19 protein-coding genes, 3 tRNA genes and 1 pseudogene are annotated in these 24772 nt (G+C 67.2%); 17 read left to right on the plus strand and 6 right to left on the minus strand.

From position 1 onward, the window contains the following. The first annotated feature begins 394 nt into the window (after positions 1–394). The 3 genes from ON41_RS39935 to ON41_RS02190 all read left to right on the plus strand — a co-directional run bounded on the left by ON41_RS39935 (position 395) and on the right by ON41_RS02190 (position 5177). A complete protein-coding gene (locus ON41_RS39935) occupies positions 395–1396 on the plus strand; it encodes a GTP pyrophosphokinase (protein ID WP_083905076.1) in 1002 nt (333 codons plus the stop codon). 507 nt (positions 1397–1903) lie between these two features. Beyond that, positions 1904–3772 (plus strand): hypothetical protein, encoded by a 1869-nt coding sequence (locus ON41_RS02185; protein ID WP_040744678.1) that lies wholly within the window; start codon positions 1904–1906, stop codon positions 3770–3772. A gap of 349 nt (positions 3773–4121) precedes the next feature. Continuing rightward, entirely contained in the window at positions 4122–5177 is a 1056-nt protein-coding gene (locus ON41_RS02190; protein WP_051160882.1) for a virulence RhuM family protein, read from the plus strand. Between the two features lie 145 nt (positions 5178–5322). On the opposite strand, the gene ON41_RS02195 is transcribed toward ON41_RS02190, so the two are convergent. Continuing rightward, a tRNA-Ser gene (locus ON41_RS02195) sits at positions 5323–5407 on the minus strand. 145 nt (positions 5408–5552) lie between these two features. Here ON41_RS02195 and nicT point away from each other — a divergent pair. Beyond that, the gene (gene nicT / locus ON41_RS02200; RefSeq protein WP_476703704.1) at positions 5553–6602 is read left to right on the plus strand and encodes a Nickel transporter NicT; all 1050 of its coding nucleotides are present in this window, start codon (positions 5553–5555) and stop codon (positions 6600–6602) included. A gap of 102 nt (positions 6603–6704) precedes the next feature. After that, positions 6705–7781, plus strand: a complete 1077-nt coding sequence (locus ON41_RS02205; RefSeq protein ID WP_040744680.1) for an alpha/beta hydrolase — start codon at positions 6705–6707, stop codon at positions 7779–7781. Position 7782: 1 nt separating this feature from the next. On the opposite strand, the gene hisC is transcribed toward ON41_RS02205, so the two are convergent. Continuing rightward, positions 7783–8862, minus strand: coding sequence for a histidinol-phosphate transaminase (hisC, locus tag ON41_RS02210; protein WP_040744682.1), 1080 nt, complete (start codon positions 8860–8862; stop codon positions 7783–7785). Between the two features lie 124 nt (positions 8863–8986). On the opposite strand from hisC, the gene ON41_RS02215 reads away from it, so the two are divergent. The 5 genes from ON41_RS02215 (at position 8987) to ON41_RS02235 (ending at position 12901) form a co-directional block, all read left to right on the plus strand. After that, positions 8987–9712 (plus strand): dienelactone hydrolase family protein, encoded by a 726-nt coding sequence (locus tag ON41_RS02215; protein WP_040744684.1) that lies wholly within the window; start codon positions 8987–8989, stop codon positions 9710–9712. Between the two features lie 86 nt (positions 9713–9798). Then, positions 9799–9888, plus strand: a tRNA-Ser gene (locus tag ON41_RS02220). A 61-nt stretch (positions 9889–9949) separates the two neighbouring features. Further along, positions 9950–10022, plus strand: a tRNA-Arg gene (locus tag ON41_RS02225). A gap of 757 nt (positions 10023–10779) precedes the next feature. After that, a complete protein-coding gene (locus ON41_RS02230) occupies positions 10780–11739 on the plus strand; it encodes an asparagine synthase C-terminal domain-containing protein (protein WP_157185331.1) in 960 nt (319 codons plus the stop codon). 112 nt (positions 11740–11851) lie between these two features. Beyond that, positions 11852–12901, plus strand: coding sequence for an HIRAN domain-containing protein (locus ON41_RS02235; protein WP_051160883.1), 1050 nt, complete (start codon positions 11852–11854; stop codon positions 12899–12901). On the opposite strand, the gene ON41_RS43605 is transcribed toward ON41_RS02235, so the two are convergent. After that, positions 12898–13449, minus strand: a complete 552-nt coding sequence (locus tag ON41_RS43605) for a GNAT family N-acetyltransferase (RefSeq protein WP_169336463.1) — start codon at positions 13447–13449, stop codon at positions 12898–12900. The two genes, ON41_RS02235 and ON41_RS43605, sit on opposite strands and share 4 nt — an antisense overlap. Before the next feature lie 15 nt (positions 13450–13464). Next, positions 13465–14157, minus strand: a pseudogene (locus ON41_RS43610) (MerR family transcriptional regulator); the annotation flags it as partial. Between the two features lie 111 nt (positions 14158–14268). Here ON41_RS43610 and ON41_RS02245 point away from each other — a divergent pair. From ON41_RS02245 to ON41_RS02260, 4 genes are all read left to right on the plus strand, one after another. Continuing rightward, on the plus strand, positions 14269–15513 hold the full coding sequence (locus tag ON41_RS02245) for an erythromycin esterase family protein (RefSeq protein WP_040744686.1): 1245 nt from the start codon (positions 14269–14271) through the stop codon (positions 15511–15513). A 146-nt stretch (positions 15514–15659) separates the two neighbouring features. Continuing rightward, complete coding sequence (locus ON41_RS02250; protein ID WP_174411282.1) at positions 15660–16802, plus strand: DNA cytosine methyltransferase; 1143 nt, start codon at positions 15660–15662, stop codon at positions 16800–16802. Positions 16803–16809: 7 nt separating this feature from the next. Next, entirely contained in the window at positions 16810–17226 is a 417-nt protein-coding gene (locus tag ON41_RS02255) for a very short patch repair endonuclease (protein WP_040744688.1), read from the plus strand. A gap of 66 nt (positions 17227–17292) precedes the next feature. Further along, positions 17293–18099 carry a DUF998 domain-containing protein gene (locus tag ON41_RS02260; protein ID WP_083905078.1) on the plus strand — a complete coding sequence of 269 codons (807 nt, stop codon included), beginning with the start codon at positions 17293–17295 and terminating at the stop codon, positions 18097–18099. Positions 18100–18184: 85 nt separating this feature from the next. Here ON41_RS02260 and ON41_RS02265 read toward each other — a convergent pair whose 3' ends face one another. Continuing rightward, positions 18185–19750 carry an esterase-like activity of phytase family protein gene (locus ON41_RS02265; RefSeq protein WP_051160884.1) on the minus strand — a complete coding sequence of 522 codons (1566 nt, stop codon included), beginning with the start codon at positions 19748–19750 and terminating at the stop codon, positions 18185–18187. A gap of 114 nt (positions 19751–19864) precedes the next feature. On the opposite strand from ON41_RS02265, the gene ON41_RS02270 reads away from it, so the two are divergent. Continuing rightward, positions 19865–20587: a maleylpyruvate isomerase family mycothiol-dependent enzyme gene (locus tag ON41_RS02270; protein ID WP_083905079.1), complete on the plus strand. Its 723-nt coding sequence runs from the start codon at positions 19865–19867 to the stop codon at positions 20585–20587. Positions 20588–20591: 4 nt separating this feature from the next. Here the strand turns inward: ON41_RS02270 and ON41_RS02275 are convergent, their stop codons facing one another. Then, positions 20592–20861, minus strand: coding sequence for a putative quinol monooxygenase (locus ON41_RS02275; RefSeq protein ID WP_040744689.1), 270 nt, complete (start codon positions 20859–20861; stop codon positions 20592–20594). Between the two features lie 153 nt (positions 20862–21014). Between ON41_RS02275 and ON41_RS02280 the strand changes: the two genes are divergently transcribed. Beyond that, positions 21015–22862, plus strand: coding sequence for an ABC transporter ATP-binding protein (locus ON41_RS02280; RefSeq protein ID WP_063709819.1), 1848 nt, complete (start codon positions 21015–21017; stop codon positions 22860–22862). Further along, the gene (locus tag ON41_RS02285; RefSeq protein ID WP_040744690.1) at positions 22859–24757 is read left to right on the plus strand and encodes an ABC transporter ATP-binding protein; all 1899 of its coding nucleotides are present in this window, start codon (positions 22859–22861) and stop codon (positions 24755–24757) included. Before ON41_RS02280 ends, ON41_RS02285 begins: the two co-directional genes overlap by 4 nt. The last annotated feature ends 15 nt before the right edge of the window (positions 24758–24772 follow it).

The following is a 24772-nucleotide window of genomic DNA, read 5'->3' on the forward strand; positions in this document are numbered from 1 at the left end:
GGCAACGCAGTTCGCAGAGACCGGCGAAGTTTGTTCAAGCTGATCTAGCCACCGTCACGATTCGGGAAGACCGGATTGTTCGGGAGCGTTGCAAGAGCACGCCGGCACCGCAGCGCTTCGACGTGCAACGCGGGCTGATGAGGCGTTGTCTGCGGTGCGTCGGTGGCATGCTGCGCTACTCCCGGAACTTCTGAATCCGATCGGATAATTCTCGCAGTCGTCGACCAGTCGGCCCACCCTTTACCGACCGATCCGATGCCGGTACACGTCGGCGATTGCCATGGACTACCGCCCCGAGAAGCTATCTACGCCCACCAAAACCCTGAGCTACTGCGGAAGCACGAGTAGTATCGTTCGGCATTCACCAGCCAACACTCACTCACAAGGGACGTAGATGCCCGGAGGCTCAGCGGTAGATCGCTGGCGCTCAGAGTATGACTCCAGAGAGCCAACGTACACAAAGCTCAAAGAAGAAGTTGAACACGAGATTAGGCACAGTCTCAAAGCCATAACTACACATGACATAAAAGTCAGAGTAAAAACACGAGCGAGCTTTCTTGAGAAAATAGAAAGAAAACGGTACGAACACCCCTTCGAGCAGATGCCGGATATCGTCGGCGCTAGAATTGTATGCCTGTTCCTGGATGACCTCAAGGTAGTAGACGACTCGCTTGAGCGCTGCTTTGATGTGATCCATAAAGAGGACAAGACCGGTGCGGCACCACCGGATACATTCAGTTACCGATCAGTACACTACGAATGCACTATAAAAGAAACCAATAGCGGTACACGTTACGACACGATAAAGGGTTTGACTTTTGAAGTTCAGGCTAGGACGATATTGCAGGACGCATGGGCTGTGGTTGAGCACACCCTTGCCTACAAAGGGGGTTCTAGCATACCGAACGAACTCAAGCGAGATTTTAGCGCCCTCGTCGGACTATTCCATGTCGCAGACAAAATGTTCCAGCAGCTTCGCTACAGCATAGAGCGCTCAGAATTAGATGCTGAGCACGCGGTGTTATACACAAAGGAAATGTCTAACCAGTCAAGCACGGCCGTTGATGAAATAAACCGAGGCACCGTAAAGGCGCTCTTGCAGCAGCTATACCCCGACCGTGGAGTCACGAGAGATATTGCGTACTCTACCTTTGTCGAAGAGTTGACTGCGGCGGGATTTTGCAGCATCGCAGAGCTGCGTAAAGTTCTTGAGCGTGATTCTGAATTGATTCGATCTATGGAAATAAAAGAATTGCGTGAGGGGCCGTATGGGGACGACGACGGAAACATGCATGCAAGATTTGCGGACGTCGGATTTGCTCGACAGATTCTCGAACAGGTTTCGCCTGCATTCCAAGATTACAGGCGTGAGCAAAGGAGAACCAATAAGGTGTAGCTGATGTGTCAATGAATGCCATCGTCGAGTGTAATAATTAGCGGCCTTCGGCCGTGTGGTCTTGCTGGGTGGTGGCCCGCATCGTTCTCCACGCCCCTCCAGCGTCGGTGGCGCCTCCGGCGCGAGCTGCGCTGATGACTGTCACCACCCCTTGATCCCAGACCTCTGCGCGGGAAAGGCAGGCCCTATGGGCATGTTCCTGATTAGCATCTAGTTGATGCTGCAACACCATCGTGCTACCGTCTCCGGCTAGCTACATCACACAGCCAGTTCGCTGATTCCAGTTCGGTCGCCTGCTTCCGCCCGGAAGCCCGGCCGGACTAAGGCTCCATCCGTCACAGTCGGCGGGTGTCCTGAGGGGAGCGGCGGGTCAGCAGTGTGCCACAGCCCTGGACGGCCATTCGGCCGAGAGGGATAGATGGGGGCGCGGTGTCGAGTCTGGCCCAGGCCCTCGCTTTCTGATCACCATGGTGGTGCTCAGGTCGAGAGCCAGAGGAGGACTCCGTTATGGCTTCGTCATTGTCGGCCGAAGAGTCGGAAGACTTCATAGAGTCAGACATAGTGGACCACCAGGTCATTGGTGCGAGGCTGCGTCCACAGGCATCGGGTGCGGTGATCGACAAGAGCATCGCCGCAGGCATGGCAGTGGGCCTGCCCAGGGAGCTTGCCGAAGTTCTGGCCCATGCTGCTGCAGACCAGCAGCAACTGCGCGGCGCGTTGCGCTCGCCGAAGATTCAGCGCTTCGGCACCGAGGAGTTCACATACATCGAGTTCGATGTTCTCACCTGGCGGATCGTCCCTTCGCCGGACAACATACGGTTCGAGGGCGCGCATGCACGTGGCGCGATCGGCATGCCGCGGTTCGATGCGGTGGAGGAGTGGCCCTTGCTGACTTTCGAGATGGACTCGACCGAGGGCATGATCAACGCGATGGGGCCGCGGATCAAGGACATGCTTGAGCACAACCCGCACGTTCCCTCTATTCAGAATCGTGGTATTGAAACCCCTGGGTGGCTGAGTTTCTTGCAGCTCACGACGAACGACGTCGGCTCGGTGATCCGATTGGAGTCCACGGACGGATTCGGGCGGACAGTAGCTGCTCACCAGGGCTTGGGGATCACATTCAAGGACGCGGCGTGGAACTTGCGTCCCGGTGGTCGGCGCGCGGCTTCGCTGCTCCGCGACTTGGTGGACTGGGCCGACAGCGACATCGTGAGCGACGAGCAAGCACGCAAGGTTCGGTGTTCGATCATGCCCAACGCCCGGGTCATCATCGGCTATGCCGCGCAGCGTTCGTTTGACCGTGCGCGCAGGCGGTTCGTCGCGCACCTGCACATGGCTCCGCCGATGACCTTCAGTCCCGCCACTACGCTCAACGCGAAGGCCAACGCCGCAGTGGACAATCTCTTCGAGCGTGGTCTGCTGCCCGTGCCTGACGGGATGGACGCCGCCGAGGTGCGGGGCATCCTCGATGGCAGTATCCGCGATCATGAGCTCCTCGACGACGAGGTCGCGGTGCTCGCGTGCGGGGCGCTCAATCCACATCCGAACAGGCGCCAGGCGCGCGCGGTAAACGAGGCGATCGCCGACCTCACTGGTACCAGGCCCAGGCTCGAGGAACGCACGTTGCTCGCCGCCGAAGTTGCTCTGCGAGGCTTCCCAGACGACAAGCGCCTCACCGCATTGCGGGCCGCGCTCGAACGCAGCTGGCGCTGGGTGCCCCTACGTGGTGTCGCTCTCACATGCAAGGAACCACAGATTCTGCTGAAGAAGGCCATCCGCGAACTCGTGCAAACCACCGCTACCGAGCGGCCGGCGATAGCGGAACTCGCTGCATTGGCGAGCTATCACCTAGTTGCTGGGCCTACCCAACTGTTGGCCCGATCCGAGTACGGCCGCGGTAATAACACCGAGCCGCAGCAGATCCTCAAGCGTTTGGCCAATTCTGACGTTCGGCTACGGCAGCTGTGCCAAATCATCTTGGATGGTCGTGCCGGTCGCAAGCCTCAGCTACTCCCCGATGGTATGGAACCACGAGATAGTGTGATCCGCGGTGCGGACATCCTGGATGCTACGCAGCTGCGGAAACTGGCGGCGATGTCCGAGGAAGGCATTTCTCACGACAGTCCAGAAGACGAGTTCGCCGTAGCGACTAAGGGTTTCGAGGACCAGGTTGAGGAGCTCCACCAAGCTGCTCAAGCTGTGGCCAGTGTGGAAGACCGGGATGGTGTGCCACTGGTTGACACTCGTGGATATGAGAACGTGTCCGCGAAGTCGACGTTGCAAGACGTCGTCGACCTGGTCTCGGATTGGCGTAGCGTTAAGCGGCGCGTAGCGCGGATGCGCCCGGCCGCCGAAAGCAGCGAGGGTGTCTGATGGATGGAGGCACACGCCTCTTCGCTCCCGACACATACAACACCGTCGGCGCGCGGGCAGGCCCATGACGCACGGCCCTGCCATTTAGCAGGGAGCTTCGATAAGCCGAGACATATCGTGACGGCTTAGGTCGTAGGATTCGTATGAATTGTCATCAGACGGTGATAAATGGCCTTGGAACGCCGGGCCATGCTGAAGATGACCCAGCAGGGCCCGGACGTGCCTTGATTGGACGTCCGAATTCTACGCAAATCCCTCAAGATACGCAGTACACGACCGTCACGTAGTGCGTCTCCTGTCGGTAGTCCCCGCGTATCCGCAGCACAGTACAACAGCAGGAGACGAGTACATGGGAAATCCTGATGATGCGTTCGATGCCGAGCTGGCGCGCGACGACCTCTCGCCGAGCGCGTCCGGAGAGTTCATCGTATACAGGACCGAGGACGGCCGGGCCGAAGTGCAGCTCCGTCCGGTAAACGGTACCGTATGGTTGACCCAGTCGCAGATGGCCGAGCTGTACAGCACATCGGTGCCGAACATCAATCAGATCATCCACCGTATTCTGGCGGACGGCGAAGTGACCGAGGCAACTATTAACTCTCAGTTAATGGTTCGCCGTGAGGGAACGCGCTCAGTAAAGCGCCAGGTCAAGTACTACAACCTGGATATGGTGCTGGCTGTCGGCTACCGCGTCACCACCCTGCGCGCGGTGCAGTTCAGGCAGTGGGCCACCACCGTGCTGCGCGAGTACCTGATTAAGGGCTTCGCGATGAACGATGCGCGACTGAAAGATCCTCAAGGGGCCGACTACTTCGATGAGCTGCTTGAGCGGATACGAGACATCCGTGCATCGGAGAAGCAGTTTTACCTGAAGGTGCGCGAGGTGTTCAAGGCGTCCAGCGTCGACTACGACAGCAGTTCCAAGGTGGCTCAGAACTTCTTCGCGACAATCCAGAACAAGTTGCTGTTCGCCGTCACCAAGCACACAGCGGCCGAGCTCGTCATCGAACGCGGTGATATCGAGAAGCCGAACATGGGCCTGACCGCCTGGAAAGGCGCTGTAGTCCGCAAGGGCGATGTCTGCACCGCGAAGAATTATCTGTCTCAGCCTGAGATACAGCACCTCAACCGGTTGACCACGATGTTTCTGGATTACGCAGAAGATCGCGCCGAGCGCCGAGAACAGATCCACATGGCGGACTGGGTCGCGATGACCGACAGGTTCCTTGAGTTCAACGAGCGTGATGTCCTCCGGGGCGCCGGCCGAGTTTCACACGAAGATATGCAACGCATCGCCCGCCAGCGCTACGATGACTTCGACACTCGGCGGCGGGAGATCGAGGAAGAGCAAGCCGATCTCGCCGAACTGAAGGCCATCCAGGACGAGATCGAACGCCGGAAGTAGTAGACGCCCACCCTGAAGCAGAGCATGCGCGTCCGATCCACTCCCACCACTCCTGAGCAGGCGGGTGCCATGGCTGCTGCGGGCCAATTGTGGGCCGCGTCCGAAGAACCCGACGTCGAAGACGATGAAAACGAGTCTCTACCTGCGGTGGGTGTGGGATTTGAACCCACGGTGGCGTGAACCACGACGGTTTTCAAGACCGTTCCCTTAGGCCGCTCGGGCAACCCACCCTGCTCCGGTGGTGGTACTGGTCGGAGCAAGCCCAGGGTACTGGTGAACGGGGGGTGGAGCCCAATCGGTGGGGTGGATGGGCGGGGGCTCGATCGGCGCGGCCGGTACGGTTGGTCGGTTCGATCTTTCGGAACGGGGTGTGGCGTGCGCAGCGTGGTCGGAATGGTGGTGGCCGTCGCGGGGCTGCATGTTGTGGGGTGGGGGGTGTTGTTGCTGGTGGTGGTGCCGCAGCATCATCTGGTCGACGGGGCCGTGTTCGGGGTGGGGCTGGGGGTGACCGCGTACACGCTGGGTATGCGGCATGCGTTCGACGCCGATCACATCGCGGCGATCGACAACACCACGCGAAAGCTGGTGGCGGAGAACGGGAGAGCGAACTCGCAGTCGGTCGGGTTCTGGTTCTCGCTCGGGCACTCCTCGGTCGTGTTCATCCTGGTCGGGCTGCTCGCGATGGGGATCCGGGCGCTGGCGAGCAACCTCGAGGACTCCGATTCGGGGCTGCAACGGTGGACGGGGCTGTGGGGCACCAGCGTCTCCGGTGTCTTCCTCATACTCATCGGCCTGCTGAATCTGGCGTCGCTGGTCGGGATCTGGCGGGTGTTCCGGCGGATGCGCCGCGGCGACTTCGACGAGTCGCAGCTGGAACGGGCCCTCGACGCGCGCGGCGCGCTGAACCGGGTGCTCGGGCCGGCGGTGCGGATGGTGCGCAGGCCGGTGCACATGTATCCGGTGGGTCTGCTGTTCGGGCTGGGCTTCGACACCGTCACCGAGGTGGGTCTGCTGGTGATCGCGGGCGGCGCGGCGGCGACGGGGTTGCCCTGGTACGCGATTCTGGTGCTGCCCGTGCTGTTCTCGGCGGGGATGTCGCTGTTCGACTCGCTCGACGGTTCGTTCATGAGTTACGCCTACGACTGGGCGTTCGCGCGGCCGATCCGCAAGATCTACTACAACCTGGTGATCACCGGGCTGTCGGTGGCGGTGGCGCTGTTGATCGGCGGGCAGGAGCTGGTGTCGATCCTGGTCGAGAAGGGCGGAGTGGAATCCGGAGTCGTCGCCTGGATCGGCAATCTGGACCTCGGCGCGCTCGGTTTCATCATCGTCGGGCTGTTCGTGCTGACCTGGGCCGTCGCCGTGGCGATCTGGCGGTTCACCGGGGTGGAGCGGCGCTGGGAGCGCGATCTCGCCTCGGAGTAGCCCGCGAGGATAACCCACCCGGCTGTGTCGCGGGTCACTTTCGGCGCGACTTGTGGATGACGAACTTCGACGTCACGTCCCACCTCTGGCAGGATGGCGCCCATGGTTCGTGGCCGGAGACGGCGGCGCCTGCCCGGCGCCGCCATCGCCTGTGCTGCACTGATGATCGGTGCGGCTGTTTTCGCGGCTCCCGGTGCGGCCGATGCGCCGCCCCCGCCGCCGCACAAACCGCCGGCCGAATCGGGGTCCGCCGAAGGCCCTCAGCCGCAGGCCGAACCGGAGCCGCCCGGGGTGCCGGAGATCGACCACGTCGAGCCCATCAACGATCGCCTGCAACGGGTGTTCGTGAAGTCGCCCGCCATGGGTCGCACGGTGCAGGTGCAGATCCTGCTGCCGGCCGACCGCAGCACACCGCGCCCCACCCTCTACATGCTCGACGGCCGCAGCGCCAGCAACGACTACAACAACTGGATCGAACGCGGCGGCGCCCTCAACTTCTTCGGCGACAAGAACGTCAACGTCGTCTTCACCATCGGCGGCCCGGCCGGCTACTACACCGACTGGCAGCGCCCGGATCCCATCCTGGGCAAGAACATGTGGGAAACGTTCCTTACCAAGGAACTTCCCCCGCTGGTCGACGCCACATTCGGCGGCAACGGCAGCAACGCGGTCGAGGGCGTCTCGATGGGCGCCGAGGCGGCCATGATGCTGGTGATGCGCAATACGAAGCTGTATCGCGGGGTCGCCGCTCACAGCGGGTGCTACGCCATGGGTTCCGATATCGGCCAGGCGCAGGCGCGCGCCGTGGTGCGCACCTACGGCGGCGAACCGGACAACATGTTCGGCCCGCAGGAGGACCCCGATTGGCTGGCGCACGACGTGATGGTCAACGCGGAAGGTCTGCGCGGCGAGACGATCTACCTGTCCGCGGGCAGCGGCCTGCCGGGCGTGCACGATACGGCGGCCAATCCCGAGTACTCGCCCACCTCGGTCACCTTCGGCGGTCCGCTGGAGGCCGCCTCGAACGCGTGCACCATGGCTCTGGCCGACCGGCTCTCGCGCATGCAGATCCCGGCCCAGGTGAACCTGAACCCGGTGGGCACCCACTCCTGGCCGTACTGGGCCGACGAACTGCCCCGGGCCTGGCCGACGCTCGCCAAGGCCCTCGGCACCCGCTGACTCAGCCCAGGAACCGCTCCACCACCGCCGGATCCGTGGCGAAGGCGAGGAACAGGTCGTTCTCGTGCGGATCGCCCGCGGTCACCCGGACGCCGTCGGTGCCGTAGGGCCGCACCAGAACCCCCGCCGCCGCGCTCGCCTCGCCGAACTCCGCGCTGCGCTCGCCCAGCGGTAGCCAGACGAAATTCGCCTCGCTCGGCGGCACGGTGTAGCCGGCCGCGCGCAGTGCCGCGCTCATCCGGTCGCGCTCGGCGACAACATGTCCGGTGCGGTCGAGAAGTTCGTGCCGCGCCTCCAGGGACGCGATCGCCGCCGCCTGCGCCAGCCGGTTCACGCTGAACGGGATGTGCACCTTGAGCAGCGCGGTGATCACCTCCGGATCGCCCACCGCGTACCCGACGCGCAGCCCGGCCAGCCCGTACGCCTTCGAGAAGGTGCGCAGGACCAGGACATTCGGCCTGCCGCGGCCGATCTGCACCCCGTCGGGATGATCCTCGGCAGGGAGCCGCATGTACTCGTAGTACGCCTCGTCCAGCACCACCAGGACGTGGTCGGGGACGGAATCGAGGAACCGGACCAGCTCGCCGCGCCCGTACGCCGTCCCGGTCGGGTTGTTCGGGTTGCAGACGAAGATCAACTTCGTGTGCTCGGCGACGGCCGCGGCCATGGCATCGAGATCGTGCGCGTACCCGTCGGTCAGCGGTACCTGCACCGCCCGGGCGTTGCCGACCTGCGTCACGATCGGATACGCCTCGAACGACCGCCACGCGAACAGCACCTCGTCGGTCGGCGCCGCGCAGGTGATCTGCACCAGTTCCTGGCACAGCGCGACGCTGCCGCAGCCGACCGCCACATTCGCGACGTCCACCCCGTGGAACTCCGCGACGGCCGCGCGAAGTTCGCTCGCCATGTTGTCCGGGTACCGGTTGGCGAGTTCCGCGGCCTCCGCGATGGCCTTGGCGACGGTCGGCAGCGGGCCGGGGGTGCTCTCGTTGCTGGCCAGTTTCACCGCGCCGGGATGGCTGCGGCCGGGGGAGTACGCGGGGATGGACTCGAGGTCCGGGCGAATGCGAGCGTTCACCCCACCACACTAGAACCTGCCGGACAGGCTCGGTCGCAGTGTCCGCGCAGCCGGAAAATATCCGCCCGGACGCCCTCACATGGGACTTCTCCCGAAGTTTATAAATGCGAACTACTCTGGTTTCATGTCGGGCTTTTATCGAGACATCGCCGTATTGCGCGACGGCGGCCTGGCGGCAGACGAGGACCGGGCGCGGGCGGCGCCGGCCCGGGTACCCATCACGGTCCACGAACCGGACGGCAACGCGCGCGGCGGCATCGTGGTCCTGCACGAGTCCCGCGAGTTCGCCGACGCGTTGCTGGAGCTGATGAGATCGCTCGCCGGTGAGGGCTGGATGGTGGTGGCGCCCAACCTGTTCCACCGCAACGGCAGCACCGAGGCCGTATTCGGTGACGACCTGTTCGCCGATTTCGACGCGTGCTTCGACTGGCTGACCGGACGCGGGGTGTTCGACGACTGCGTCGGGGTGCTCGGCTTCGACTCGGCGGGAACGGCCGCGCTGCTCGTGGCGACCAACCGGCCGGTCGGCGCCGCGGTGAGCGTGGCGGCGCCCGGCATCGCCGACCCGCTGGGCGCCGGCGCCGACGCACTGGTCCGAGCCGCCCCGCGACTACAGGCCCCGTGGCTGGGCCTGTACGGCGCCGACGATCCCGCCACCCCGGTCGACCAGATCGAGAGCTTGCGCGACGCCGCCGCCCGCGCCATGGTCGCCACCCTGCTCGTCACCTATCCCGGCCTGCGGCACCGCCCCGACCACCCCGGCTTCGACGCCGCCGATTCCGAAGACGCGGAGACCGTGATCGCCGCCCAGACCAGAATCTTCGACTGGTTCGACAGTCACCTACGCTGACCAGCCGTTTTGCGTCCTGAGCGGTAGCTCTGTAATCTTGCCTCTCGGCGGTTCGAAAGGACCGGGCCCTCGACGAGAAGGCTCCAGGAGGCGTGCCAGAGCGGCCGAATGGGACTCACTGCTAATGAGTTGTCCCTTCACGGGGACCGGAGGTTCAAATCCTCTCGCCTCCGCCACGCCCGGCTTGCCGGGCGCACAACTGAATACGATGTCGTCGGACCCAGTCCGGCAGACCCTGCGCCCGTAGCTCAACGGATAGAGCATCTGACTACGGATCAGAAGGTTGGGAGTTCGAGTCTCTCCGGGCGCGCACCAGGTAGAAGGCCCCTTCGCTCACTGCGGAGGGGTTTTTTCCGTCCGGCCATCAGCCCGGTCCACCGGCTGTGGTCACGGCACACCACGGTGGTCTCACGAGTCGCCGAAGAACGCCAGGTACGCGGCCCGGCTGACTGCGAACCGAGCTTGAGACTCCTCGAACTGCTCCCTCGCCCGCCGCATGGGCTCTGACTCGCCACCCCCCACCGATGACGGCGTAGCGCGGGCATCCTCGACCTGACGGCCATGCCGTAAATCTCTCATCGCCCCGCCGTCCTTCGGTCCCGCCAATCGTGCCGAGGTGTCCACTGGCCGTGCTCCCTGTTACCCGAAGTCCCCGTGAGACGCCGCAATACGAGCCAGGCGCGCACGAGAGTCCTCGACCGCGAGTTTCGCCCGCAACATCCTCGACCGTGCCGCCGCACCCTCCAGTCGATATCTACGCACCCGATGCCGAGCATCCGCCAGAAACATCTTCGCCGAGGTCAGTGCGTCACGGGAATCCGCGACGTAACCGCGGCAGTCGAAAGGTTCCAAGTCCCGCATAGCCCTTGGGTACCCAGACAGGGACCGGAGATTCCCCGATCCCCGATCTGCATTGCCAGGTCGGGGGATTCTTATCGGAATGACTCGCCGGAGAGGCTCCGGCATCCTTGATTCGCGCCCTCCGACGAGGATGGCCTGGACGAGGAGTTGTATCGATGACGGAAGCCCTCGAGTGCCCGCCGCAGACCGTCGAGCCGATCGAGTTCGTGGCGGATCTGCTGGATAGCGTGGCCGCGCCGGATCCGGGGGCGCGGACGGTGACCGATCCCCGGGTGGCGGCGGAGTTGGTTGCGGGCGAGACTCGGTCGCGGGTGCGGGCCGTGCTCGAGCATGTCGGTGGGACGCCTGTGGTTCTGCTCAGTGGGGGAGTCGACTCGATTTATGTGGCTGCCGTCGCGGCCGAGTTGGGTGGTGCGCCGCGTGCTGTCACGGTTGTCACGGACGGGGCCTCCGACGAGGACCATGCCAGCGCGGCGGCCGAGGCGCTCGGGCTGCGGCACGACATCGTCCGGCTCACCCGCGACGACGTCATCGACTTGGCGCGCGACACCATCATTCGCCTGAACACCTCCGAGCTGTGGGAGGTTACCGCGGGCATTCCGCTGCTCGCTGCGCGTCGGGTTCTCGACGCGATTCCCGATGGTGGGGCGATCCTGACCGGGAGCGGCGCGGACGCGATTCTCGCCGGCGGCCGCTCGCTCTCTTACCCGCTCGAATCCGACAGCGCCCGAACCGAACTCGACGCGATGATCCGCGCCGAGACCGCCGCCAACTTCCGCCGCGATCGGCTGGTGCCGGACTTCTATCCGGCGCTCTTGGAGGACAAGGCATCCCGGCTGGTCCATGTCTTTCAAACGGTCCGCTGGTGGAGGCTCGCCGAAACCCTCGCCCCACCAGCGCTTTTCGGCACCCGCGACGACCATCCCATCGACAAACTGGCCCTCAGGCTCGCCTGCGAGGCCCAATTACCCCCCACCGCAGCCCATCTCGCCTGGTCCGTCAAAGACCCCATCCAACGCTCCACGGGCCTGATGTCCGTCCTCTTCACCGCCGCCCGCACCTACGCGGCCACCCTCCCCGGGGCGGACACCTACACGAACCCCCTGACCGAAGACCCGGAAGCCATCGCGACCCGCTTCTACCTCGACATCCTCGGCCGCCGCTGAGTTCGGACCGAACCGTCGGCGATCGCGTAACGGCGGCCCTCCGGCGGCGATTCACTGCCGAGACATCGCAATTCTCCGCCCGCGGGGCGGCGCCGAGGGGATCGAGCAGAGGATGGCCGGACAACCGTTCGTCTTGTGGGGAAAACAGACCTGGCACGGGCAGGAGGTCGTCGGCGAATCGCACTACGTCGACGCCATTCGACGCCTCTTCGTGGACGGAGTCGATGAAGAATGGACGGAACTGACCGCCACGGCCGATCTGGTGCCGGAGCCCGGGAATCCTCATGACTCGAATGCCGTGAAAGTTGTGGTGGCTGGTGCCCTGGTGGGTTATCTGCCACGCCAGGACGCCGCTCGCTATGCGCCGGTGTTGTCCACACTGGTGTCGAACGGCTTGCTACCCCAGACGTCGGCGCGCGTGATCGGTTCGCTCGTCACGGATCTGGTATCCGACAGGTGGGGCCGACTGACGGAGCAGAAGAGGTTCGCCTGCAGCGTGCAACTCGCCCTGGCCGAGCCGGATCTGCTGGTTCCCGCCAATATGCCGCCACCTGAGCGGTATGTGCTGCTGCCCGAAGGGCGTGCCATCCAGGTCACGGGCGAGGAGGCGTACGTCGACAGGCTCGCGCCGTTGCTCGGATCGTCGGCCGAACGATGGATATACGTCACTCTGCACGAGGTGACCGAGCAACTGGCGCGGTCTTCGCGGATTGTCGTCGAGGTTCGAGTCGACGGTGAACCCGCGGGTCGGCTCACTCCGAAGATGAGCGGTGAACTGCTGCCCGCCATCCGGCATTTCACGGAGCGTGATCTCGCAACTGCTGCCCGGGCGATTCTGAAAGGCAATCACCTGAAGGTCGACGTGGTGCTACAGGTCGTGCGCGCTGGGGAGTTGTCGGCCGAATGGCTGGCGGAGCCGCCGATATCGCAAAGCAACTGGCACCCCACCGCGTCGGGCGCCACCGAAACCGCTGAGCCGCAGCCAAGTTCGTCTGCCCTCGCCACGACCGTCACGGCGACGTCCACCGGGTGGCGTTTCAACCCGCCGCCCGGGTGGCCCGCTCCTCCAACGGATTGGGTGCCCCCGCCCGGCTGGCAGATTCCGCCCGGAATGCCGCCGGTTCCGGAAGGCTGGCAATGGTGGGTGCCCTCAGGACGTTAGGTCGAGCGGGTGAGTTCCCAGATCACGTCGGTGCCGGATTCGGCGGGGGTGAGGGGGTCTCGGGCGGGGGTGCGGCGGGCGATTTCGGTGAAGCCGAGGCGTTGGGGGACTCGGGCGCTGGCGGTGTTGGCCTCGTCGGTCCAGATTTGGACTCGGGTGATGCCGGGGAGGGTGAAGGCCTGGTCGGTCAGGGCGGCTGCGGCGGTGGTGATGTAGCCGTGGCCGGTGTGGTCGGGGTGTAGCCAGTAGCCGATCTCCAGGCCGTCCGGGCCGATGCGCTGTTCCAGGCCGCAGACGCCGACGGGCTGGCCGGAGACGGTGACGAGGTAGGTGTAAGAGGTTCCCGCCGACCAGTTCTCGCGTGTGCGGGTGAGGAATTCGTCTACGGCGGCGCGGGGGTGCGGGCCGGTCTGCGGAACCCAGTTCATCCACGGGCGCAGGTGGGTCAGCGATTCGTTGATGATGCGGTGCAGCGTGTCCGCGTCGGTCGGGCGGATGCGCCGCAGGTGCACGTTGTCGCGGTGGATGGATTCGGCGGGGCGGGTCATGCGGTCATGGTCGCAAGTTCGATCGAGCTGGGTGAGATAGGTGTCCAGCTGGGCCGCGCCGGTGAGGAGGGCTCGGCTGCGGGTGGTGAGGCGGTCTTGCCAGGCCTCGAGGAAGGCGCTCAGAGCGTCCGAACCGCCTGCCTCGCGCAGGGATTCGAGGAACTGTGCGACCTTGGGTAGGGGGTACCCGCCGCGACGTAGCTGCCGTGCGATCTCGGCGTCGCGCACGCTGTCGGGGCCGTAGGTGCGGTAGCCCGTGGCGCGGTCGCGTTGCGGGTGGAGGATGTTCGCGGACTCCCAGGCGCGCAGGGTGGCCGGGTGTACGGCGAGGCGGCGGGCGAGTTCGCCGACGGTCAGGGGGTGGCCGCGGACGGGGGTCGTTGGTGAAGTAGCCAGGCTGCCGAGGGCCGCCGCGACCTCGGTGCGGGTGTCGCGTTCGGCACGCAGTTCGGCGTGGGTGGCATCGATGAGCCGGTAGGCGGAATCGGTGTCGCCGCGATTGATCGCGCGCATGATGTCCAGTGCGCGGCTGTGGCCGTGGCCGGCGCGCAGTGCGAGGAAGGTGCGCAGGGCCTGGGCGTGCAGGGGTGTGTAGCGGCGGTAGCCGGATGCGCTGCGCTCGGTCGGCGGGAGGGCGCCCGCGTCGTCGTAGTTGCGGATCGCCTGGGCGGACAATCCGTGTTCGCGGGCGAGATCGATGGGCCGCACCGCTCACCTCCGTTTGAGACTTTCGCTCCATTCACCAGGAGAAAATCGCAGAAGTTTCACCCGAATCTTCAACGATAGCGTCGAGGGCAGTCGTTCCGGAAAGGGGTTCTCATGTCCACTCCCACCGCACCCGGTGGAATCGGCCGCCCGCTCGACGACCCGGCGAGCCTGGGTCGTGCCGTAGACGAACTGCTCGCCGCGCGAGCCGAGCCGCCGGTGTTGCTCGGACTGGGCGAGCCGGCACACGGGGTCGAGGCATTTCCGTTGCTGCGCAACGATCTTCTTCGGCGCCTGGTCGAGCGGGGGTTCCGGTCGGTCGCGCTGGAGATCGATATCTTCGCCGCGTCCCTGGTCGACGGCTATGTGAACGGGGAGCCGGGGGATCTCGACACGGTCCTGGAGACCGGGTTCAGCCATGGGTTCGGCAGCATCCCGGGCAATCGTGAACTCGTCGAATGGCTTCGCGCGCACAATGCCGGCCGCCCGCCACGGGATCGGGTGCGCTTCCTCGGTTTCGACGCACCGCTCGAGACCTACTCCGCGCCGAGCCCGCGACGCTCGCTGACCGCCGTCCACGACTACCTGCCCGCGACGTTGCGGCCCGAGTCGGCCCGCGATCTCGAGGCGCTGCTCGGCGACGACGCCGACTGGACGAACCAGGCGGCCGTCTTCGACCCCGCGCAATCCATCGGCGATTCCGACCGCGCCCGCGCCCTGCGCATCGCCGCGGACGACCTCGCCAGCGCCCTCCGCCGCGCGGCACCGGACCTGCGCGCCGCCGACCCGACCGGTTACGACGGTGCCCTCGCCCACGCCCGCACCGCTCGGGGCCTGCTGCGCTATCAGGCCACCCTGGCCTCGTCCGCCCCCGGTCGCGTCGGCACGCTGTTCAGCCTGCGCACCGAGATGATGGCCGAGAACCTCCTCGCCATCCGAGAGCAGGAGCAGCACCGGGGGCCGACCTTGGTCTTCGCGCACAACGAACACCTGCGTCGCAGGCGATCCGGCGCCCCGGTCGGCAGGGATGACGTGCGCGGTGGGAACACTGACGCCGCCGTGAGCTGGGGGAGTGCCGGTGCTCTCGTCGACCTCACCCTCGGCGAGCGCTACATGTTCGTGGCGACTGACACCGGTCTCGACAGCAACCCCGGCACCCTCCAGCACGAACTGAAAGAGGCGACCACACGCCGCGCCTTGTTCCCCGCGCCGACCCTGCGCGCCGCCCTCCCTCCGACGATCGGCACAGCCGAACCCATTGTGCGCGGCCACATCCCGCTCACACCCGAGGACCTCACCTCCACCGATGCGGTCATCTTCGTTGCCGACACCGACGGGAAACAGCATCAATACTGGTAGCGCATCCGGTAGTCACTCGACCCCGAAACCCGGTGTTGCTGGCCGACCTGTCCGGGGCACTCGAGTAACGTTCTCCCGCAGGCTCGGCGCGGGTGGCGACGCCGGACGGGTACAGGAGGCGGAAGGGACACGTGACGGGCGCGCGGATGGTCGGGCTGTTCGCCGGAATCGGCGGGCTGGAGCTGGGCCTGAGCGCGCACGGATGGCAGACCGAACTGCTGTGCGAGATCGATCCGGGGGCGCGGGCCGTGCTGTCGGACCGCTTCCCCGAGGTCGACGTGCACACCGATGTCACGCGGCTGCGGGCGCTGCCGTCCGGCACGGATCTGGTCGCCGCCGGATTTCCCTGCCAGGACCTGTCCCAGGCCGGGCGGACCGCCGGAATCACCGGCGCGCGTTCGGGTCTGGTGGACGAGGTGTTCCGGCTGGTGCGGCGCAAACGCGGGCCGCGCTGGCTGCTGATCGAGAACGTGCCGTTCATGCTGCAACTCGGCCGCGGGCAGGCGATGCTGCACATCACCACCGCGCTGGAGGAACTCGGCTATACCTGGGCGTATCGGGTGGTGGACGCCCGCGCGTTCGGGTTGCCGCAGCGGCGGCAGCGGGTGCTCATGCTGGCCTCGCGCACCGAGGATCCGCGGCCGGTGCTGTTCGGCACCGACGCCGGGCCGCGCACGATCGGCGACGCCGCCGCGGACCCCTGCGGCTTCTACTGGACCGAGGGCGTCCGCGGGCTCGGCTGGGCCGTGAACGCCGTGCCGACCCTCAAGGGCGGATCCGGCCTCGGCATCGCCAGCCCGCCCGCCGTGCGGCTGCCGTCCGGCGAGATCGTCACCCCCGGACTCGCCGATGCCGAACGCCTGCAAGGCTTTTCACCCGGCTGGACGGAACCGGCCCTCGACGCGCCGGGCGTCCGCCAGGGCCACCGCTGGAAACTGGTCGGCAATGCGGTGAGCGTGCGCATGGCGGCCTGGGCCGGCGCGCGGCTGACCGATCCGGTGGTCGACACGATTCCCGACGACCTCCCGCTGCCCGGTAACCGCTGGCCCACGGCTGCGTGGGGCCGCGCCGGGGTCGCGCACCGGGTCGCGGTCTCCACCTGGCCGGTGCACGAGCCGTACGAGGACCTGCGCTGGTTCCTCGAGGACGCCCGCCTGCTGTCCGCCCGCGCCACCGCCGGATTCCTGCGCCGCGCCGCCCGCGGCACCCTGCGCTTCCCACCCGGATTCCTTGCCGATGTGGAGAACCACCTGCTCCGCATGGGAGGGTTTCCCCAGGAAGCGGCATGAGAGCGAGATGACCACCGAACGTCCAGTCACCGATGCCCGCACCAGCGCCCGGATGTCCCGGCAGCGCCGCGTCGGGACCGCGCCGGAGACCGCGCTGCGCAGGGAACTGCACCGGCGCGGATACCGGTACTTCGTCGACCGGGCGCCGCTGCGCGGCCTGCGCCGGCGGGCGGATCTGGTGTTCCCGCGCCGCAAGGTGGCCGTGTACGTGGACGGGTGTTTCTGGCACTGCTGCCCCGACCACGCCACCTATCCGAAGAACAACGCGCGGTGGTGGGCCGACAAGCTGGCCGGCAACGTCGCTCGCGACCGCGATACCGACGCCCGGCTGGCCGACGCGGGCTGGCTGGTGGTGCGGGTGTGGGAGCACGAGCCCGCCGCCGCGGCCGCCGACCGAGTGCAGGCGGCCCTGTCCGGCCGATAGGTCATGATGGAAAGAGGACCTCGGCAACCAGCCGACCAGTCTGTAGCCGGGAACGAGACGAGGGCGATGACCGAATATTCGCGCTCCACGGCGGCCGTCCTGGACCGGGATCAGCCGCCGGCTCCTCGACGTCCGCGGATCCTGCGCTGGTGCGTCGCCGTGGCGATCGCGGTGGCCGGGATCTGCTACTCGTCGTGGGTTCTCGAATTCGTCCTGCCCGTCGGCCTGAATCCGATCAATTCGTTCCTCAGCGAACTCGATGCCGACGGCCGCCCGTACGGATGGGTGTTCTCCGTCGCGGACACCGTGACCGGCAGCCTGGCGCTGGCCGCCGCGCTGGGCGGGCTGTTCGCGTTCACACGCCGCCGGCTGTCGACCGTCGCGTGGATCGCGCTGGGATGTTTCGGCGCGTCGACGATCGCGGACGCGCAGTGGCCGATAAAGCCGTGCTCGGGCGACTGTGACAACGGCCTGTTCCCGCAGCTCCACCAGGTGCACGCGCTGACCAGCACGCTGGCGGTGACCTCGATCTTCGTGGCCATGATCACGTTCAGCGTGGCGGCGTTCCGCTACCGGCGCTGGCCGATCCTGCGGCATTCCGGGCTGTGGATCCTGGTGCTCGGAGCGGCGACGACCCTCTGGATGATGATCGCCGACAACCTGCCCGGCGATTACGCGCTGGGTATCGCACAGCGCATCCAGGTGGGGTCGATGTCGCTGTGGCTGGTGGCGCTGGCCGTGCAGATCTGGGTGGCGGAGCGGGTCAGCGGCGGCGCGCCCGCACGGCCACCAGCGAGCGCGGGGCCGAGGACGCCACGGCCCCGGACACGGCCATGGCCGCCAGGATGGCCAGCGCGGCCGCGCCGACGATGAATTCGATGACTACGTTCATGACTCCACAGTGGCAGCGGCGCCTGTCGTCAGTCCGTGGGATTTCTGGGTAAATCCTGAGGATTTGTCACCGTACGGTCACGGTCACCGTGGTGGTCCGCGTGCGCGCGGGCAGTTCGCCGGTGTCGATCTCGAGGATTTCGCCGGTGTCGGGGAGCCCGCCCGGCAGCGTCTTGGCCTTCAGGCCGAACGGCGGCGTGCTGCCCGTGCTGCCTTCCAGGCCGAAGTCGCTGTCGTTGGCGACGTACAGGGTCTTGCCGTTGTCGGTCGTGGCGACGCCTTCGATCTTGTCGTGGCCGAAGAAGCTGCCGTCGGACGCCAGGCCGTCGACCAGCTTGCCCAGATCGAGGTGCGCGCTCTTGGTCACCGGGGTGATCCCGGCCCCATTCAGCGCCGCGACGCCCTCCGAGGTGGGTACCGCGCCGACGAAGGTCTCCAGCGGTGTGTCACCGAGCAGCAGGCCGAGGTTCGGGTCGTAGTGCGCCCCGGCGACTGCGGCCTGCGGGCCGACATCGGTGGCGCCCGCCAGATCGATGGTCCACAACTTCTTGTTCGCCCCCGGAGCGGGCTTGCCGTCGCGCTCGTCGACCAGGAACGTGGTGTTGCTCAGCGCCGTGATCTCCGAGACCGCCAGCTTGCTCTTCGGATCCTCGAGCGGATACACGAACTCCTTGGCCGCCTTGGATTTCAGATCGAGGGTGACGATGCGGGTCATCGGCACGTCGCGGGCCGAGCCGACGCCCGGCGTCTGCAGGCCGCTCTGGATGATTCCGACCAGGGTGGCGCCGTCCGGGGTGACCGTCAATCCCTCCATACCCTGGTTGGGGGTGCGCAGCGCCAGTTCCTTCGGCAGTCCGCTGCCCGGCGCGAGCCGCTCGATCTCGGTGCCGCCGGCGTCGAGGTGAACCAGGAACGGGCCGTATTCGTCGGAGACCCAGAAGGTTCCGTCGGGCAGGGCGACCAGGCCCTCGGGGTCCAGGCCGTGATCGGTCGGGGGCAGCGTGGCGCCGTCCAGGCCGCGCATCGTCTCGCCGGTCGAGGCGGACGCGTCGACCAGACCGTTGAAGGGCACGCCCGCGCGGTTCTTCATGTCGATGGTCGATTCCAGCTCCGCGCGATTGCCGGTGAGCTTGAACTTCCCGATCTTGGGTACGAAAGCCGGTGTGGGCGTCAGCTTCTCGTTCTTACCCGGACCGTCGACGTTCGGGCCGCGGTCGGTCATGCCGTAGAACTCGTCCGGGGAACCGGGCACGGGCGCGAACGCCGAGCCGAAGCCGCTGCCCTGCACCGTGGCCCCGCCGAACCGGCCGAGCGGCGGAATATCGGTGCTGTACCGGCGCACCGCGTCGGTGGTGGTGACCGTGATCGTGTCCGAACCGGTGAAACCCGGGTCCGGCGTGTAGACGAGAGAGCCGTCGGTGCGGCGCTCGATCCGGCCGTGCTCCGGATCGGCCACCGCGACGGCCGCGGTGCCGCCGGTGCGCGCGAGCAGGTCGTCGGCCGAGATCGCCAGCGGCTGATCCTTACCGGTGCCGAAGCCCGCGTCGTCGTTCCCCGAGGAGCACGCGGTGACGGCGGCGGCGCCTAGCGCGGCGGCCAGAAGGGTGGAGCGGATACTGCGGCTGGTTCTCACTCGATGTGCCTATCGTGGTCAGGCGACGACCAGTTGGCCGGCATTTGAACAGTTACCTTTTCGGCGTCCGGTCCGGAGAGGCGCGGGGCCGTCGCGCTGGGTAATCTCACACTCGTGACCAGTGATGCCCCGGAACTCCGCGAGCACCTGTCCCTGCTCGACACGGTCGACGCCGCGACCGGCCGCCTGCTCGGCGCCCTGGAGACGCTGACCGACGGCGACGTCCCGGCGCCGTCGCTGTGCGCGGGCTGGTCCCGCGGGCATGTGCTCGCGCATCTGGCGCGCAATGCCGACGGCCTGGTGAACCTGCTGCTGTGGGCGCGCACCGGTATCGAAACCCCGCAGTACGCAAGCCAATTCCTGCGCGACGCCGATATCGATCTGGGCGCGCCGCGACCGATCACCGAGCAACTCGACGACCTGCGCGCCGCCTCCGATCGCTGGCTCGCCCTGGCCCGCGCCATGCCCGCCGACCGGTGGCCGACGCCGGTGCGCACCCGTCAGGGCAGAGAGCTTCCGGCCACGGAGATTCCGTGGTTGCGGCTGCGCGAGCTCGAGATCCATCACGTCGATCTTGCCATCGGTTACGAACCGGCGGACTGGCCCGCGGATTTCGTGGCCCGGCTGCTGCCCGAGGTGGTCGAGGGCATGCACAGCGCCGCCGGGCCCGCGAGCTTCACGGTGTCCACGACCGATACCGGCTTCACCTCGACGATCGGCGCCGCGCCCACCGCTACGGTCTCCGGCCCTGCCGCGCTGGTCACGGCCTGGCTCATCGGCAGGTCCGACGGCGCCGGCCTCACCGGCGAGCTGCCCGAGCTGCCCGACTGGCTGTAGCCGCCTACTCGTCCCCGCACTCGTATTCGCGCACATCCGCGGCGACGATCCGGGCCGACAGGTCCGCGCCCGGACCGTTGCCGCGGAAGGTCTCGACGGCCTCCCGGGTGGTCCAGCGCTCGAAGATGTTGACGCGGTCCGGTTCCACGAGATCCGCGCCGAGGCTGTAGTCCAGGCAACCCGGGGCCGACCGCGCGAGTTCGACCACCTCGCGGCAGCGTTCGAGGTAGTGGTCGCGGTCGGTGACGCGGAGATATCCGGCGACGATGAGCACTCCCGCACTCTAGGCCGGACCGGGCGGGCGCACGGAAAATCTGTGGCGGCGGCGTGCCCGATCCTGGCAACCTGGAATGCCGTACCCCGGTGCGCGCTGTGATGCCCCGCTGTGCGGGTGTGGACAAATCTTGCGAAAACAGAGGGGGAAGCTGTGTCCGTGATCCTGGCCGGGACCTCCGATCCGGAGGCCGACTGTACCGGATCGACTGCGCCGCCGGATGATTCGCGGTCCGGTCCGCTGCGGCGGCTGTGGCCCGACATCCGGCCGTACCGGCGCGCGCTGTACGCCAGCGCGCTGCTGCCGGGCGTCGGAATGCTGTGCGATCTGCTGGTTCCGGTGCTGACCGCGCATATCGTCGACGGCCCCGTCGCCCGCCGCGATTTCGGCGGCGTGTGGTGGCCGGTGCTGGTGGTGGCGGTGTTGTCGCTGATCAGCACGGTGTCGTCGTTCTCGCGACGCTGGATCATCGCCCATCCGGCCGCGAACCTCGAGGTCGGGCTGCGCGCCCGGCTGTTCCGGCGGTTGCAGATCCTGTCGGTCGGCGTCCACGACGGCATGGAATCCGGGCAGCTGACCTCCCGCGCCATCACCGACATGTCGACGCTGCGCCGGTTCTTCGCCTTCGTGGCGCCGTCGCTCGTCGCGCTGTCGATGATGGTGGGCGCCGGCGTGCTGATCCTGTTCCTGTTCGCCTGGCAGATCGGCCTGGTCGAACTGCTGATCGCGGTGCCGCTGGTGCTGCTGTCCCTGCGGTTCGAGCGCGAGTACGGCCTGGCGTCGCGGCGCGCCCAGGACCAGTCGGGCGATCTGGCTACCACCGTGGAGGAGTCGGCGCAGGGCATCCGCGTGCTGAAGGCCTTCGGCCGCGGCGAGTGGTTCGGCCACCGGTTCCGCCGGCAGGCCCGCGACCTGCGCCGCCTCGAGCTGAACAAGGTGCGGCTGGACGCGCAGCTGTGGACGGCCCTGAACCTGTTGTCGGCCTTGGGAATCGCGGCCGCGCTCGCCATCGGCGGCTACCTGCTCACCGTGCACGCCATGACGCTCGGCACGCTGGTCGCGGGCATCACCCTCGTCACCTACCTGCAGTGGCCGATCATCGGATTCGGCTTCCTGCTGGCCGAATTGAACCAGGCCCGCACCGCCGCCGAACGGTACTGGGAGATCATCGACACCCCGGTAAGTATCGCCGATCCGGCCGAACCGGAGTCGCTGCCGCGGCCGCTGCGGGGCGAATTGCGGTTCGAGGGTGTGCGTTTCCGCTTCCCGGACGCCGAACACGATCTGCTGCACGATATTTCGCTGCGCATCCGGTCCGGCGAGACGGTCGCGGTCGTGGGCGCCACGGGCAGCGGGAAATCGGCGCTGCTCGGCCTGGTCCCGCGGCTGTTCGACGTCTCCGGCGGCGCCGTCACCATCGACGGCACCGATATCCGCGCGCTGCGGCTGGCGGACCTGCGCTCGACCGTCTCGGTCGCCTTCGAGGATCCGGTGCTGTTCTCGGCGAGCGTGCGGGAGAACATCACCCTCGGCTACCCGGACGCCACCACCGCGCAGGTCCGCGCGGCCCTCGAGGTCGCCTGCGCCACCGAATTCGTGGACAACCTGCCATGGGGCCTGCGGACCCGCATCGGTGAGCAGGGGCTGAGCCTGTCCGGCGGCCAGCGCCAGCGCCTCGCCCTCGCCCGCGCGGTGCTCGACCGGCAGCGGCATCCCGGCGGGCACCTGGTCGTCCTGGACGATCCGCTGTCGGCGCTGGACGTCACCACCGAGGAGTTCGTGCAGACCCGCCTGCACGAGGCGCTCGACGGGGCCACCGTGCTGCTCGTCGCGCACCGCCCGTCGACCGCCGCCTGGGCCGATCGCGTCGCGGTGCTCGACGGCGGCCGGATCATCGCCGACGGCCCGCACGAACACCTGCTGGAAACCTGCCCGCGCTACCGCGAGCTCATGGGCGGCGAGGTCGACGCGACCGCCGCCCCCTCGGGAGGCAGACGATGACGGAATTATCGGAAAAGACCGCCGCCGTGGACGATTCGGCCGAGCCGGACGGCGAGTGGCGCGGTGTCGCGGCCGAGGAGGCCGAGGCCACCGATGCGGTGAACCTGGCACTGGCGGCCCGGCAGCGGCGGCTGCTGTGGTCGCTGGTGCGGCCGTACCGGCTGTGGGCGCTGGCCGCGCTCGCGCTGGTGGTGGTGGACAACGCCGCCATGGTGGGCGCGCCGCTGTTCGTGGCGCACGGGCTCGACGCCGGGGTCGGTCCGGCCATGTCGGGGGACTGGCTGCCGCTGCTGATCGCGGTGGGCGGCGTCGCCGCATGCGCGGTGCTCGGCGGGATCACCACCTTCCTGTTCGTCCGCGTCTCGGGCCGGCTGAGCCAGCAGGTGCTGTTCGATCTGCGGCTGCGGGTGTTCACGCATGTGCAGCGGCTGTCGGTCGCCTTCCACGAGAACTACACCTCGGGCAAGATCGTCGCCCGTCTCACCAGTGATCTGGAGTCGCTGGAGGATCTGCTGGAGCGCGCCCTCAACGACGCGCTGAGCGCCGTGCTGTCGGTGGCCACCATCGCGGTGATCCTGCTGTGGCTGGACCTCCCGCTGGCCCTGGTGGTGCTGGCCGGATTCGTGCCGCTGATCTACGTCACCCGCTGGGCGCAGCGCCGGCAGCGGGCGGGATACCGACGCACTCGCGGCGCTATCGCCAAGGTCGTCGTGCATTTCGTGGAGACGATGGGCGGCATCCGCGCGGTGCAGGCGTTCCGGCGCGAGGACCGCAACCAGACCATCCTGGCGCTCGAGGACGACGAGTACCGCGCCGCCAACGCCGGCGCGCTGCGCGGGATGGCCGGGTACATCGGGCTGGTGCGGCTGATCAGCAACGGCACCACGGTGATCATCCTGGTGGTCGGCGCGTGGCGAGTCATCCACGGCCACACCGAGATCGGCGTGCTCGCGGCCTATCTGCTCTACCTGCGGCAGTTCTACGGCCCGCTGGACGAACTCGCCCAGGTATTCAACTCCTACCAGTCCGCCGCCGCGGCGCTGGAGCGAATTTCCGGCGTGCTCGAGGAGCGCCCGAGCGTGCCCGAACCGCAATCCCCGCGGGCACTGCCGAGGGCGCGCGGTGAATTGCGGCTCGAGGATGTTCGTTTCGAATATCCGCCGCGAAAAACTCAGGGCGACGGCGAAAGCCCGGAAAATCACGGGAAAACCCCGGTACTTCCGCAATTCTCGCTGACCATTCCGCACGGGCAGGTGGTCGCGCTGGTGGGCGCCACCGGAGCCGGTAAATCGACGCTCGCCAAACTCATCGCGCGTTTCTACGATCCCTCCGGCGGCGTCGTTCGCCTGGACGGTGTGGACCTGCGCGAGGTCGCCGACGCCGATCTGCGCCGCAATATCGCCATGGTGACGCAGGAGTCGTACCTGTTCTCCGGCTCGGTGGCCGACAATATCCGGCTCGGCCGCCCGGAGGCCGACGACGCGGAGGTGTACGAGGCGGCCCGCGCGGTCGGCCTGTACGACTTCGCGATATCGCTGCCGGAGGGTTTCGACACCGATGTGCGCAAGCGCGGCGGGCGGCTGTCGGCGGGCCAGCGGCAGCTGGTCGCCTTCGCCCGGGTGTTCCTGGCCGGACCGGCGGTGATCGTGCTCGACGAGGCCACCTCCAGCCTGGACATCCCTGGTGAGCGGCAGGTTCAGCACGCACTGGAGACCGTGCTGCGCGACCGCACCGCGGTCATCATCGCCCACCGGCTGTCCACGGTGGCCATCGCCGATCGGGTGCTGGTACTGGAGGCCGGGCGCATCGTCGAGGACGGCTCGCCCGACGAGCTGATCGCCGCGACCGGGCGGTTCGCGTCGCTGCACTCGGCCTGGCGGGACTCATTGGTGTGAGCCGCGCCCGGACGG

The sequence above is a fragment of the Nocardia transvalensis NBRC 15921 genome, from assembly GCF_000308875.1.
GTDB classification, from domain to species: Bacteria; Actinomycetota; Actinomycetes; order Mycobacteriales; family Mycobacteriaceae; genus Nocardia; species Nocardia transvalensis.

Excerpts from the sequence above, each read along its gene's own strand:
- ON41_RS02250 (WP_174411282.1), top strand. The coding sequence starts at position 15,660 with ATGGTCGGGCTGTTCGCCGGAATCGGCGGGCTGGAGCTGGGCCTGAGC.
- ON41_RS43605 (WP_169336463.1), bottom strand. The coding sequence starts at position 13,449 with ATGACCCGCCCCGCCGAATCCATCCACCGCGACAACGTGCACCTGCGG.
- ON41_RS02285 (WP_040744690.1), top strand. The coding sequence starts at position 22,859 with ATGACGGAATTATCGGAAAAGACCGCCGCCGTGGACGATTCGGCCGAG.
- ON41_RS39935 (WP_083905076.1), top strand. The coding sequence starts at position 395 with ATGCCCGGAGGCTCAGCGGTAGATCGCTGGCGCTCAGAGTATGACTCC.
- ON41_RS02235 (WP_051160883.1), top strand. The coding sequence starts at position 11,852 with ATGGCCGGACAACCGTTCGTCTTGTGGGGAAAACAGACCTGGCACGGG.
- ON41_RS02190 (WP_051160882.1), top strand. The coding sequence starts at position 4,122 with ATGGGAAATCCTGATGATGCGTTCGATGCCGAGCTGGCGCGCGACGAC.
- ON41_RS02260 (WP_083905078.1), top strand. The coding sequence starts at position 17,293 with ATGACCGAATATTCGCGCTCCACGGCGGCCGTCCTGGACCGGGATCAG.
- ON41_RS02185 (WP_040744678.1), top strand. The coding sequence starts at position 1,904 with ATGGCTTCGTCATTGTCGGCCGAAGAGTCGGAAGACTTCATAGAGTCA.
- ON41_RS02215 (WP_040744684.1), top strand. The coding sequence starts at position 8,987 with ATGTCGGGCTTTTATCGAGACATCGCCGTATTGCGCGACGGCGGCCTG.
- ON41_RS02205 (WP_040744680.1), top strand. The coding sequence starts at position 6,705 with ATGGTTCGTGGCCGGAGACGGCGGCGCCTGCCCGGCGCCGCCATCGCC.
- ON41_RS02255 (WP_040744688.1), top strand. The coding sequence starts at position 16,810 with ATGACCACCGAACGTCCAGTCACCGATGCCCGCACCAGCGCCCGGATG.
- ON41_RS02245 (WP_040744686.1), top strand. The coding sequence starts at position 14,269 with ATGTCCACTCCCACCGCACCCGGTGGAATCGGCCGCCCGCTCGACGAC.